This is a genomic window from Edwardsiella piscicida (genome assembly GCF_001896205.1).
Classification (GTDB): domain Bacteria; phylum Pseudomonadota; class Gammaproteobacteria; order Enterobacterales; family Enterobacteriaceae; genus Edwardsiella; species Edwardsiella piscicida.
Window position 1 is genome coordinate 3,695,747 of record NZ_MPNU01000001.1, and the last position, 12,260, is coordinate 3,708,006.

A 12,260-nucleotide genomic window follows, 5' to 3' on the forward strand; every position below is an offset into this window, starting at 1 on the left:
GGGGTGCCTATCTGCTCGGCGACCCCCTTATTGAGCACGATAACCCGCTGGGCCAGCGTCATCGCCTCCACCTGATCGTGGGTGACATAGAGACTGGTGGTCTTCAGCCGCCGATGCAGCTGCTGCAGCTCCAAGCGCATCTGCACCCGCAGCTTGGCATCCAGGTTGGAGAGCGGCTCATCAAACAGGAAAACCGCCGGCTCGCGGACAATCGCCCGCCCCATCGCGACGCGCTGGCGCTGACCGCCGGACAGTTCGCCGGGGCGCCGATCCAGCAGCGCGCCCAGCTCAAGGATCTGGGCGACCTCCTCGACCCGCCGACGGATCTGCTGCTTACCCAGCCCGCGGATCTTCAGGCCGTAGCCCATGTTGTCCGCCACCGTCATATGGGGATACAGCGCGTAGTTCTGGAACACCATCGCCACGCCGCGATCTTTAGGCTCCCGCTGGGTCACCCGCTCATCGCCGATATAGATATCGCCGCCGCTGGTCTGCTCCAGACCGGCCACCATGCGCAGCAGGGTGGACTTACCGCAGCCGGAGGGGCCGACCATCACGATAAACTCGCCATCCTGCACCTCCAGATCGATCCCTTTGATGATCGTCTGCCGTCCATCATAGCTTTTACTGACATTCTGTAATGTTAAACGCGCCATTGAGTCGTCCGTTTCCTCATCCAATCATTTATCGCTATCGACCAAGCCGCGCACAAACCAGCGCTGCATGGTAAACACCACCACCAGCGGAGGAAGCAGCGTCAGCAGCAGCGCCGCCATGACGCGCTGCCACTCGGTGGCCCCCTCACCGCTGGCGATGGCGCTTTTAATGCCCACCATCGCCGTCCCCATGCCCGGATCGCTGGCGATCAGCAGCGGCCATAGGTATTGATTCCATCCATAGATAAAGGTGATCACAAACAGCGCCGCCAGGTTGGTTCGCGACAGGGGGAACAGCACGTCGCGGAAAAAGCGCATCGGCCCCGCGCCGTCGATGCGCGCCGCCTCAACCAGCTGCGGCGGCAGCGTCATAAAAAACTGACGGAACAAAAACGTAGCGGTCGCCGACGCCATCAGAGGCAGCGTCAGCCCGGTATAGCTGTCCATTAGCTGCAGCCCGGCCATCACCTCGACCGTCGGGAAAATGCGCACCTCAACCGGCAGCATCAGGGTAATAAATATCAGCCAAAAAAACAGGTTACGCAGCGGAAAACGAAAATAAACGATGGCGAAGGCCGACAGCATCGATACGCTGATCTTGCCCACGGTGATCACCAGCGCCATCACCAGGCTGTTCAACAGCTGACGGCCAAAGGGGGCGCCGTTGCCGATCCCCTGCTGCCAGACGTGACGAATGTTATTCCACAGCTCGCCGCCGGGCAGCAGCGGCATCGGCGACTGAAAGACCTGAGCCCGATCCAGGGTCGCCGTCACCAGCGCCACATACAGTGGAAACAGGATCGTCAGCGCCCCGGCAATGAGCATCAGGTGGCTGAACCACGCCAGCCCTCTACGGTTCTCTATCATCAGTAGCGCACCTTACGCTCAACATAGCGAAACTGGATCAGGGTCAGCGCGATCACCATCGTCATCAGCACCACCGACTGCGCCGCGGAGCTGGACAAATCCAGCCCGGCGAATCCTTCGCGGTAGATCTTATAAATCAGGGTGGTGGTGGATTGTCCCGGCCCGCCGCCGGTGGCAGCATCGATGACGGGAAAGGTATCGAAAAAGGCGTAGACCAGATTGACCACCAGCAGGAAAAAGCTCACTGGGGCGATCAGCGGCAGAACGATATGCCAGAAGCGCCGCAGCGGCCCGGCGCCGTCGATGGCCGCCGCCTCGATCAGCGAGCGCGGCACCGACTGTAATGCAGCCAGAAAAAACAGAAAGTTATAACTCACCTGCTTCCATACTGAGGCCAGCACCACCAGAAACATCGCCTGTCCGCTGTAGCGGGCGTGGTTCCAGTCATAGCCGATGCTCGCCAACGCATGGCTGATAAGCCCCATGCCAGGGCTGAACAAAAACATCCACAGCACCGCCGCAATGGTCGGGGCGACGGCGTAGGGCAGGATAAACAGGGTCTGGTAAATGCGGCGGCCACGCAGGACCTGATTCACCAGTGCGGCAAAAAACAGCGAAATAACCAGGCCGCTGACGGTCACCAGCGCGCTAAACCACAGGGTGGTGCGCAGCGACGCCAGGTAGTAGGGGTCATCCAGCAGCTGGACAAAGTTCGCCAGCCCAACAAAGCGGCTGGACAGACCAAAGGGGTCCACCTGCTGCAGGGAGTACCACAGCGCCTCACCGGCGGGCCACAGAAAAAAGATCGCGGTGATCGCCAGCTGGGGCGCCATTAACGCATAGGGCAGCCAGCTGCGGCCATAAACGGGGATCGGGGAGTTCATCTTGCTTCAACCTACCTCATGCCATGACGCCGCACTCGGCGACGCCATGGCCAACGCACCATGGAACTAACGGGTACTCTGCTCAAAACGCGCCAGCAGCCGATCGCCGCGCATCACGGCGTTATCCAGCGCCTGCTGGGCACTCTGCTTGCCGGTCCAGACCCCCTCTAGCTCCTCGTCTACCACGGTGCGGATCTGCGGCATGTTGCCCAGACGTACGCCTTTAGTAAACGGTAGCGGCGCTTTATTCAGCATCTGGCGCGTCGCCGTATCGGCGCCGGGATTGCGATCGTAGAATCCCTGCTGTCGCGTCAGCTCATAGGCAGCGGTCGTCACCGGCAGATAGCCGGTCTTTTGATGCCACTCCGCCGCATTCTCCGGGCGGGTGAGAAAGCGGAGAAACTCGGCGACGCCGCGGTAAGTCTGCGGGCTCTTACCGTTCATGACCCACAGGCTGGCGCCACCGATAATGGCATTCTGCGGCGCGCTGCCGATACGCTCATCGTAGGGCATAAAGGCGACGCCATAGTCAAACTTGGCGTACTGGCGAATATTGGCCAGCGAACCGGAAGAGGCGGTGACCATCGCGCAGTCACCGTTATAGAATTTGGCGGTCGGCTCATCCTTACGCCCGAAGTAGCTAAAATCTCCCTGCTTCAGCATATCTGCCAGGCGCTGAATATGGGCCACCTGCGTCGGCTGGTTAAAGGTCAGGCGCGCGGACGGACCGCCGAAGCCGTTATTCTCCGAAGCAAAGGGCAGGCCGTTCCAGGCGCTGAAGTTTTCCAACTGCACCCAGCCCTGCCAACCGGTGGCATAGCCACAGCGCATGCCGCTCTGGCGCAGCGTGGCGGCGTACTGCGCCAGCTGTTGCCAGGTCTGCGGCGGCGCCTGCGGATCCAGCCCCGCCTTTCTGAAGGCCTCTTTATTGTAGTAGAGCACCGGCGTCGAGCTGTTGAACGGCTGAGACAGCAGATGCCCATTGTCGCCATCGGCATAGTACCCGGCGACCGTCGGCACAAACTGCCCTTCATCAAAGGCGATCCCTGCCTCCTGAAAAACCTGGTAAACCGGCTTCACCGCCTGACGCGCCTGCATCATCGTCGCCGTTCCGACCTCATACACCTGCAGGATCGCCGGTGCCTTACCGCTGCGGAAGGCCGCGATGCCGGCCGCCATGCTCTGCTCGTAGTCGCCCTTGTAGATCGGCACCACCCTGTAGTCACGCTGTGACTGGTTAAAGCGCGCCGCCAGGCTATCCACCTCTTTGCCCAGCTCGGCATCCATTGAATGCCAGAACGGGATCTCGGTGACCGCCCATCCCGGGCCGCTCAGCGTCAGGGTCATGGCCAGCGAGGCCAGCGTCAGTGTTACCTTGTTAACCATTCCATCTCTCCGTGGTGAAACGCTCATAGGCGCGCAACTAATTGAGTGATAAACAACATATTGCTTGCGCTGCGTACCATGCCACGTGCGTATGACAGAAAAATAACCGCGGGATGAAATAAAAATGACGTGACCGTGACACCCGGCGCCGCGCCGAGAGCGATCATCAGAACGAGAGGTCGCGCAGCAGGAGAGAGGGTGACGGCGGCATCACGCGCGCCCCCCTGCGCCCGCGCCGGGAATGCCGTACAATGAGCGGCACGCCGCCTGTGCTCCCCCATCACCTAATGGAAGGCCCATGAAACTTACCATTGAACGTCTGCATACCCTCAACGCCGCCGATCTGGGCGATCTGCAAAAAATCTGGCCGCAGCAAACGCCGCAGATGTGGCAGCGCGGGCTGGACAGCGGCGACGCGCTGTTTGTCGCCCGCTTTAACGATCGCCTGCTGGCCGCCGTGAAGGTGACGCAGGATAACGGTATCGCGACCCTGCGCGATCTGATGGTTCGCCAGGTCACCCGTCGGCGCGGCGTTGGCCTGTACCTGGTAGAGGATACGCTGCGCCAGCTGCCGAACATTCACGCCTGGCAGCTGCCGCTTGGCGATATTCCGCCAGCGCAGCACGCCGTCATGGACAGCTTTATGCGCGCCTGCGGCTTTAGCCGCCGGGCGGAGGGCTGGCGCCGTTAACCGCGCGCGGCGCGCCAAACCGCCGCAACGTTGCGGGCCGTAACGCGCAGATTATCGTGCGCCTGTGCCAGCGCCTCTTCCAGGGGGGAAACGCGGCACAGTACCGAAAAGACCGCGTCCAGCCCATGGGCATGCACCACGCCATAGTCGGGCGCCATCCCCCCGGCTAACGCGATGACCGGCACGCCGGCGGCCTTCGCCACCCGCGCTACGCCGATCGGCGTCTTGCCGTGTACGGTCTGGCTGTCGATACGCCCCTCGCCGGTGATCACCAGGCTGGCCCCCTGTACCGCCTGCGCCAGATCCAGCGCCTCGGTGACGATCTCAATACCGGGACGCAGACGAGCATTCAGCAGGCCGCACAGCGCTGCGCCCATGCCACCGGCCGCGCCGCTTCCCGCCACCGTCAGCACCGCGCGACCGCTGACCTGCTCCAGCAGCGTGCCATAGCGATGTAGGGCCGCATCCAGCCGGTGTACCTGCGCCGGCGTAGCCCCTTTCTGCGGGCCGAATACCGCCGATGCCCCCTGCGGGCCGCACAGCGGATTATCGACATCGCAGGCCACCAGAATATCGGTTTGCGCCAGACGGGCATCGACCCCCGTCAGATCGATCTGCGCCAGCTCACCCAGGGCGCCGCCGCCGTAGGCCAGCGCCCGCCCCTGCGCATCGCTGAGCCTGGCACCCAGCGCCTGCATCATCCCCGCGCCGCCGTCGTTGGTCGCACTGCCACCGATCCCCAGGATCAATCGGCGCGCGCCGCGATCGAGCGCCGCCAGGATCAGTTCGCCGGTACCATAAGAGGTGGTCACACAGGGATCGCGCTGCCCGGGCGGCACCAGATGTAAACCGGAGGCGGCCGCCATCTCGATCACCGCGGTTTCGCCGTCGCCCAGCCAGCCAAAAAAGGCCGCCACCGGCTGCCCAAGCGGGCCGGTCACCGTCTGCGCAATGCGCCGTCCATCGGTCGCCGCGACCATGGCATCGACGGTGCCCTCGCCGCCGTCCGCCATCGGCAACAGCAGGTAGTCGGCATCGGGATAGATCTCACGAAACCCCTGCTCAATCGCCTGTGCCACTTGCATCGCGCTCAGGCTCTCTTTAAACGAATCGGGGGCGATCACAACTTTCATACTCTGTCTTCTCCGTTAACCCGCCAGGTGGAATACGCCGAACATCAGCGTGGAAATCAGCGCGATCATCAGACCGACCGCAGTTTCATAAGGGATAAGCTTCAGGCGCTCATGCACCTGCATATTGACGCTGCCGCCGGTGGCATGAAAGAAGCTACCGTGCGGCATGTGATCAAACACGGTCGCACCGGCATGGATCATCGCCGCTCCGGCCAGCGCCGTGATCCCCATCTCCAGCAGGGTCGCGCTAAAGACGGCGGAAGCCACGGCGGTGCCCGCCGTCGTCGACGCGGTGGCCATCGACATCAGCGCACCGGAGACCGGCGCCAACAGATAAGAGGGCAAACCGGATGCCCCCAGACCGTCGATCAGCACCGTTTTCAATCCGGAGTTGGCGATGATCCCGGCCAGCGTACCGGTGCCCAGCAGCATGATCGCGACCGGCGCCATGCGCGACAGTCCGGAGACCATGTAGCGGTTGGCGTGACGCCACTGCCCCATGGCCAGCAGTCCGATCAGCCCCCCCAGCGGCAGGGCCAGCAGGGGGTCAATGGCGATGCCCGCGATGGGGCGCAGGGCCAGCAGCACAATGGCCACCAGCGGCGCGGTCAGCGCGGCCATGAAGCTGGGCTGACTGACGTGATCGGCGGCCACCAGTTCATGGGCCTGAACCTTACTGCCGTGCCCGCGCAGGCGCCGCGCCAGCAGGTAAGCCAGAGCCAGGCCGAACAGGCCGGGCACGATACCGGCCATCATCAGAGAGGTCAGCGGCACGTTGAACGCCTCTGCAGCGGCGATGGTATTGGGGTTGGGGGACATGACGTTTCCCGCCTTGCCGCCGCCGACCATCGCCAGCAGAATGGCCATTTTAGAGATGTCGGCTCGGTGAGCGATAGCCAGCGCAATCGGCGAAATGGTGATCACCGCCACATCGACAAAGACGCCGACGGCGGTCAGCAGCAGCGTGGCCACCGCCAGCGCCAGCAGCGCCCGTCCCTCGCCGACGCGGCGTACGATCGTCTCGGCGAGGGCGCTGGCGGCGCCGGACTCAATCAGTACCCCGGCCAGGATCCCCGCGCCGAGAATACGCAGCACTGCGCTGGTGATCCCCTGCGCCCCGCCGATCATCAGAGCGATGGTCTGCACCAGATCGGCCCCGCCGACCAATCCCCCGACCAACGCGCCGGCAATCATACCGTAGGCTGGCGGAACCTTGCGTAAAATCAAAACGATGGCAACGATTAGTGCGACAAGCGCCCCCGTTGCGGATACGGTCACCATAGAATGACTCCTCTTGTTATTTTTATCGGTATGGCCGCCGAGGGCGGCAAAGGGTACTCAGTGCTCTCCCGCCGGGCGGGGTCGCATCGATGCCGAGCCATTATGAAAAATATGCGGGGAAAAGCTTGGGGGAAACGGACAGAAAACGCGCCGTGGGGCGACGCTGTTTTTGTAGGAAACACCAAATTAGCCGTGGAGCTGCATACCGAGATAAAGCTGGATGATGCTCTGTAACTGATTGATATTTAAATTAGTAATATCAGATATCCGCTGCAGACGATAGCGCAGGGTATTGACGTGAATATGCAGCAGTTTTGAGGTTTGAGACAGCTCACAGTTCTGAGCAAAAAATGTCCTCAGGGTCCGGCACAGCACCCCGCGACTATCCTGACGCTGTAGCCGCAGCCACGCCTGCCCCAGCTCATCCGCCTGCCAGCTGCCGGCCAGATGCTCCAGCAGCGTCGGCAGCACATGATCCTGATAATAAATCACCGTCCCGGCCAGGGCATGGCGACGCGCCAGCGCCTGAAGCGCCTGCGCGCTGCGGTAGGAACGACAGACGGCGCCGGCGCCGGAGAATGCTCCCCCGACATAGATATGCAGCGCGAAACGCGCCGCGATGCCGCGGGTCAGCTGGCGCACCGTCCGGCGCAGCGCCGGGCTCTCCACCGCGCCGTCGCCGCAGGGCAGCAGCATCACCAGCTGGCCAAAGCCCTGTACCCCGATCAGCGCCTCGCGGTACTGCGCCGTCAGGGCCTCCAGCAGAGCGCGCAGCGTCTCATGGTGGGCATCCTGCAGCGTAAACAGCAGCGCAATTCGCGGCTGAGCGACGTCAACGCCCAGATAGGCCGCCGTCGCCGCCAGCTGGACCTCATCGCGCTCGTCGGCGATCAGCTGCTGTACCAGGGTCTCGCGATAGCGTTTCTCCCACTGGCTCTGCTCCAGCAGCGCCGCCTGCTCCAGAATCAGCTCCGCCGCCATACGCACCAGCTCGCCATAGGCCCGCACCTCGCCCGGCGCACCGGAGATCCCCACCACGCCGACCAGACGGCGACGGAACGTGATCGGTAAATTGATCCCAGGGCGCACGCCGCGCAGCTGACGGGCCGCCGCCTCATCGATTTCGATAAGGCGATTTTCTGCCAGCGCCAGCACCGCCCCCTCATGACGCTGATGCAGGCGGGCCGTATCGCCAGAGGCGATGATCACCCCGTGGGCATCCATTACGTTGACCGAATGGCCGATAATCTCCATCGCCCGATGAACGATCTGTCGGGCCACGGCTTCGCTGAGATCGCTGCCGTCCATACATCCTCCATCCGTACGCCCGGCGCGGCGACGCCGACGTGCGGACACAAAAAAGGCGATGCCATCGCATCGCCCTTTATCCTGCCGTTACCGCGCTCAGGCTTCTATCGCCGCACGCAGCTTCTTCATGGCATTTTTTTCCAGCTGACGCACGCGCTCTGCGGAAACGCCATAGCGATCGGCCAACTCTTGCAGAGTGGCCTTATTGTCGCTGTCCAGCCAACGGGCGCGAATGATGTGCTGACTACGCTCGTCCAGCCCTTCCAGGGCGACGCTCAGCTTATCTGCGGCGTGGCTTTCCCAGTTGTCATCCTCGATCTCATTGGCAAAGTCGGAGGACTTATCCTGCAGGAACAGCACCGGCGCCGTCGGCGCGCCCTCCTGCTCGTCATCACCGGGCAGGTCGAACGCCATGTCCTGAGCGGCCATGCGCGACTCCATTTCCAGCACGTCTTTCTCGCTCACGCCCAGCTCTCGGGCTACCAGCTCGACCTCGTCCTGATTAAACCAGCCCAGACGCTGCTTGGTTTTACGCAGGTTAAAGAACAGCTTACGCTGAGCTTTCGTGGTCGCGACCTTAACGATACGCCAGTTGCGCAGCACATATTCATGGATCTCGGCTTTGATCCAGTGCACGGCAAAGGATACCAGGCGCACCCCCATCTCGGGGTTAAAGCGGCGCACGGCCTTCATCAGGCCGATATTACCTTCCTGGATCAGGTCTGCCTGCGGCAGTCCGTAGCCGGCGTAGTTACGGGCGACATGAACCACAAAGCGCAGGTGTGACAGGATCAGCTGTTTGGCGGCATCCAGGTCTCCCTTGTAATGCAGCCGTTCCCCCAGCGCCCGCTCTTCCTCTGCCGTCAGCATCGGATAGGCGTTGGCAGCCCGCACGTAGGCCTCCAGACTGCCCTGGGGAACCAAGGTTAAAGTTTGCATTTCTTTGGTCATCAAACCCTCTCAATACGATAACAGTCCGTGCATTACAGCTTCCGGCCGGGCAAAAGGGCCAAACAACGAAAGTTAGCACGATTCTGCATAATTTGACCGTGAGTCATCCCACAAGTTCACTATTATAGCGGATATTATTGCACAAATCTGCAACAGTGACTTCACAGAAGCATACGCCGCTTCGGCGCACCGAGGGAGGAATAAAACCATATCAGGCGGGAAACCAAGTTTGGGTCAGGCCGCTGGCTCTCCCCCCGTCTCGGACTCAACGGGGAGAGAGTATAGCATAAGGCGATATGACGTCGTGTTACTGCGGCGTAAAACGGCGTAAATGCTGAACAGTCGCCAGCCAGGCAGCGATCCAGCCGATCATGGTCGCGACCAGCAGCAGCAGCAGACACTCATCCCAGCTGAGACCGTGCAGGGTAAAGGTGGTGCCAAATACCGAGGCCACCCGCGCGACCGCGCTGTCCAGCTGCCAGACCATAGTCTGAGACAGGATCAGCGACAGCAGGGCACCGCAGAACCCCAGCAGCGCGCCGCCGTTGAGAAACGGCCGCAGAATAAAGCCATCGGTCGCGCCGATAAGCTTCATCACATTGATGGTATCGCGGCGGCTAAAAATATTCAGACGGACGCTGTTGCCGATCACCAGGAATACGGCGACCACCATCAGCACCCCGATCATTCCGGCCACCTGGCCGACCAGCCCAGTCAGCGCCGCCAGGCGGGCAAACCAGCTGTCATCCATGCGCACCTCATCCACCCCTTTCACCGCCGCTACGCGATCGCGCAGGGTGTTCAGGGTTGCGCTGCTCTCAAAGCTCAGCTTCGGCGTAATGATCGCCACCGCCGGCAGAGGGTTCTCCTCCAGCATATCCAGCGCGCCGCCGAAGCCAGACCAGTTGCGGAACTCGCCCAGCGCCTCTTCACGCGACAGGTAGTTGACCTTGGCCACGCCGTCCTGCTGCTTGAGGGTCGCGATCACCTGACTGGCGGCGTCGTCATCCAGCGCCTTGTCCAGATACACCGTTAGCTGCGGCGTGGGATACCACTGGGTCGCGGCCTCACTGACGTTCTTATAGACCAGGTAGCACACGCTCGGCAGGGTCAGCGAGATCGCGATCACCATCACCGTCAGCAGCGTCGCCAGCGGCTGACGCAGCATATCTGCCAGGGTATTGACCCAGGCATAGCGCCACTGTTCACGCCAGCCGCCGCGCAGGGCCTTGCTCTTGTCCGGGCGGCGCGTCCGGGCATTGGGTTTATTGCTCATGCTGCACCCCTCCAGCCATGCGCCCCTGACTGAGCGTCAGGATACGGTAGCGACGCCGAGCGATCAGCGTCATATCATGGGTCGCCATCAACACCGTGACCCCGACGCGGTTAAACTCTTCAAACAGGCGCAGAATGCCTTCGGACAGCGCCTCATCCAGGTTACCGGTCGGCTCGTCAGCCAGCAGCACCGCCGGCTTGTTCACCACCGCGCGGGCAATCCCGACGCGCTGCTGCTCACCGCCGGACAGCTGGATGGGGAAGTTCTTCGCTTTATCCAGCAGGCCGACCTTGTCCAGCGCCGCCGACACCCGACGACGAATGTCTTCGCTGCTGGCGCCGGCGATGATCAGTGGCATCGCTACGTTGTCATACACGGTGCGATCGAGCAGGAGGTGATGATCCTGGAAGATCATCCCGATCTGGCGGCGTAAAAACGGCACTTCGCGGTTCTTCAACCGACTGATATCGTGACCGCCAAACCAGATATGCCCGGCGCTCGGGCGCTCAATACCGCAAATCAGCTTTAGCAGGGTACTCTTCCCCGCCCCGGAGTGGCCGGTCAAAAACGCCATTTCGCCCTGCCGCAGGTGAAAATCCACCCCCTGCAGGGCCTGACGCCCGCCCAGATACGCTTTACTGACCTGTTCGAAGCGAATCATCCGTTTTAATCCTCTCGGGCAAAAAGTGCCTCAATAAAATCATCAGCCTTAAAGGGACGCAAATCCTCAATGCCTTCCCCGACGCCGATATAGCGAATCGGGATACCAAACTGATCGGCGACGGAGAAGATCACCCCGCCCTTGGCGGTGCCGTCCAGCTTGGTCAGGGTAATACCGGTCAGCCCTACGGCCTCGTTGAACAGGCGTGCCTGGCTGACGGCGTTCTGTCCGGTGCTGGCGTCAATGGTCAGCATCACCTCGTGGGGCGCCTGCTCATCCAGTTTCTTCATCACCCGCACGATTTTCTTCAGCTCTTCCATCAGGTGCGATTTATTCTGCAGACGCCCGGCCGTATCGGCGATCAGAACGTCCACTTTACGCGCCTTCGCCGCCTGGATCGCGTCGAAAATCACCGAGGCCGAATCGGCGCCGGTGTGCTGGGCAATCACCGGAATATGGTTACGTTCGCCCCAGACCTGCAGCTGCTCCACCGCCGCCGCGCGGAAGGTGTCGCCCGCCGCCAGCATCACCGATTTCCCCTGCGCCTGGAACTGACGAGCCAGCTTGCCGATGGTGGTCGTTTTACCCACGCCGTTAACGCCAACCATTAAAATAACGAAGGGCTGATGCCCGCTGATATCCAGCGGCGCATCCACCTTCTGCAGGATTTCGCCCATCTCTTCTTTCAGCTTACCGTACAGCGCTTCGGCATCTTTCAGCTCTTTGCGGCTGGCGTGAGCGGTCAGCGAGTCGATGATCTTGCGCGTGGTCTCCACGCCGACGTCGGCCACGATAAGCTGCTCTTCCAGCTCATCGAACAGATCGTCATCGATTTTTTTGCCGCGGAATAGGCCAAAGAAGCCGGATCCCAGATTTTGACGCGTCTTGACCAGGCTACGCTTCAGGCGGGCAAAGAAGCCCTCCTTCACCGGCTTCTCCTGTTCACGCACGCTGACCGGCGCGGGCGATGCCTCTTCTTCCGCATCGATATCCTGCAGGTCGGCGGTCTCCTGCGAACGCGCGACCTCGGCCAGATCCACGATAGGCGCCGCCGGCGTCGCTACCGCCGTCTCCTCGGCGGGTTCCAGGGAGACATCCAGCGCCGCGGTCGCCATGGCGGCCGCGCGGGCGACGATGAACTCCTGCGCCATCTGCTCTGCCTGCTC

The 12,260-nt window shown here is 62.1% G+C and carries 11 protein-coding genes and 1 pseudogene; 1 reads left to right on the plus strand and 11 read right to left on the minus strand.

Annotation, left to right across the window (positions count from 1 at the left end):
• The 4 genes and pseudogenes from ugpC to ugpB form a co-directional block, all read right to left on the minus strand.
• Positions 1 to 656, minus strand: a pseudogene (gene ugpC / locus BRD58_RS18295) (sn-glycerol-3-phosphate ABC transporter ATP-binding protein UgpC); the annotation flags it as partial.
• A gap of 24 nt (positions 657 to 680) precedes the next feature.
• Positions 681 to 1,523, minus strand: a complete 843-nt coding sequence (gene ugpE / locus BRD58_RS17070; RefSeq protein ID WP_012850116.1) for a sn-glycerol-3-phosphate ABC transporter permease UgpE — start codon at positions 1,521 to 1,523, stop codon at positions 681 to 683.
• Complete coding sequence (gene ugpA, locus BRD58_RS17075) at positions 1,523 to 2,407, minus strand: sn-glycerol-3-phosphate ABC transporter permease UgpA (protein ID WP_012850117.1); 885 nt, start codon at positions 2,405 to 2,407, stop codon at positions 1,523 to 1,525. The genes ugpE and ugpA overlap by 1 nt, the downstream gene beginning before the upstream one ends.
• A 66-nt stretch (positions 2,408 to 2,473) precedes the next feature.
• Complete coding sequence (ugpB, locus tag BRD58_RS17080; RefSeq protein WP_012850118.1) at positions 2,474 to 3,793, minus strand: sn-glycerol-3-phosphate ABC transporter substrate-binding protein UgpB; 1,320 nt, start codon at positions 3,791 to 3,793, stop codon at positions 2,474 to 2,476.
• Between the two features lie 298 nt (positions 3,794 to 4,091).
• On the opposite strand from ugpB, the gene panM reads away from it, so the two are divergent.
• Complete coding sequence (gene panM, locus BRD58_RS17085; RefSeq protein ID WP_069579482.1) at positions 4,092 to 4,484, plus strand: aspartate 1-decarboxylase autocleavage activator PanM; 393 nt, start codon at positions 4,092 to 4,094, stop codon at positions 4,482 to 4,484.
• Here panM and BRD58_RS17090 read toward each other — a convergent pair.
• The 7 genes from BRD58_RS17090 to ftsY form a co-directional block, all read right to left on the minus strand.
• Positions 4,481 to 5,617 carry a glycerate kinase gene (locus tag BRD58_RS17090; RefSeq protein WP_069579484.1) on the minus strand — a complete coding sequence of 379 codons (1,137 nt, stop codon included), beginning with the start codon at positions 5,615 to 5,617 and terminating at the stop codon, positions 4,481 to 4,483. The two genes, panM and BRD58_RS17090, sit on opposite strands and share 4 nt — an antisense overlap.
• 15 nt (positions 5,618 to 5,632) lie before the next feature.
• Positions 5,633 to 6,898: a GntP family permease gene (locus BRD58_RS17095; RefSeq protein WP_073383795.1), complete on the minus strand. Its 1,266-nt coding sequence runs from the start codon at positions 6,896 to 6,898 to the stop codon at positions 5,633 to 5,635.
• A 186-nt stretch (positions 6,899 to 7,084) separates the two neighbouring features.
• Positions 7,085 to 8,206 carry a sugar diacid recognition domain-containing protein gene (locus tag BRD58_RS17100; RefSeq protein WP_012850122.1) on the minus strand — a complete coding sequence of 374 codons (1,122 nt, stop codon included), beginning with the start codon at positions 8,204 to 8,206 and terminating at the stop codon, positions 7,085 to 7,087.
• Between the two features lie 96 nt (positions 8,207 to 8,302).
• Positions 8,303 to 9,157 carry an RNA polymerase sigma factor RpoH gene (rpoH, locus tag BRD58_RS17105; RefSeq protein ID WP_012850123.1) on the minus strand — a complete coding sequence of 285 codons (855 nt, stop codon included), beginning with the start codon at positions 9,155 to 9,157 and terminating at the stop codon, positions 8,303 to 8,305.
• Between the two features lie 307 nt (positions 9,158 to 9,464).
• A complete protein-coding gene (gene ftsX / locus BRD58_RS17110) occupies positions 9,465 to 10,433 on the minus strand; it encodes a permease-like cell division protein FtsX (RefSeq protein ID WP_012850124.1) in 969 nt (322 codons plus the stop codon).
• On the minus strand, positions 10,423 to 11,094 hold the full coding sequence (ftsE, locus tag BRD58_RS17115; protein WP_015462466.1) for a cell division ATP-binding protein FtsE: 672 nt from the start codon (positions 11,092 to 11,094) through the stop codon (positions 10,423 to 10,425). The genes ftsX and ftsE overlap by 11 nt, the downstream gene beginning before the upstream one ends.
• 5 nt (positions 11,095 to 11,099) lie before the next feature.
• Positions 11,100 to 12,260: signal recognition particle-docking protein FtsY (ftsY, locus tag BRD58_RS17120; RefSeq protein WP_236721614.1), on the minus strand; the 1,161-nt coding region annotated here is incomplete at its 5' end.

What these genes read in the sequence shown, in the direction of transcription:
- ftsE (WP_015462466.1), bottom strand. Translation starts at nt 11,094, where the DNA reads ATGATTCGCTTCGAACAGGTCAGTAAAGCGTATCTGGGCGGGCGTCAG.
- ugpA (WP_012850117.1), bottom strand. Translation starts at nt 2,407, where the DNA reads ATGAACTCCCCGATCCCCGTTTATGGCCGCAGCTGGCTGCCCTATGCG.
- ftsX (WP_012850124.1), bottom strand. Translation starts at nt 10,433, where the DNA reads ATGAGCAATAAACCCAATGCCCGGACGCGCCGCCCGGACAAGAGCAAG.
- ugpB (WP_012850118.1), bottom strand. Translation starts at nt 3,793, where the DNA reads ATGGTTAACAAGGTAACACTGACGCTGGCCTCGCTGGCCATGACCCTG.
- BRD58_RS17095 (WP_073383795.1), bottom strand. Translation starts at nt 6,898, where the DNA reads ATGGTGACCGTATCCGCAACGGGGGCGCTTGTCGCACTAATCGTTGCC.
- panM (WP_069579482.1), top strand. Translation starts at nt 4,092, where the DNA reads ATGAAACTTACCATTGAACGTCTGCATACCCTCAACGCCGCCGATCTG.
- ugpE (WP_012850116.1), bottom strand. Translation starts at nt 1,523, where the DNA reads ATGATAGAGAACCGTAGAGGGCTGGCGTGGTTCAGCCACCTGATGCTC.
- rpoH (WP_012850123.1), bottom strand. Translation starts at nt 9,157, where the DNA reads ATGACCAAAGAAATGCAAACTTTAACCTTGGTTCCCCAGGGCAGTCTG.
- BRD58_RS17090 (WP_069579484.1), bottom strand. Translation starts at nt 5,617, where the DNA reads ATGAAAGTTGTGATCGCCCCCGATTCGTTTAAAGAGAGCCTGAGCGCG.
- BRD58_RS17100 (WP_012850122.1), bottom strand. Translation starts at nt 8,206, where the DNA reads ATGGACGGCAGCGATCTCAGCGAAGCCGTGGCCCGACAGATCGTTCAT.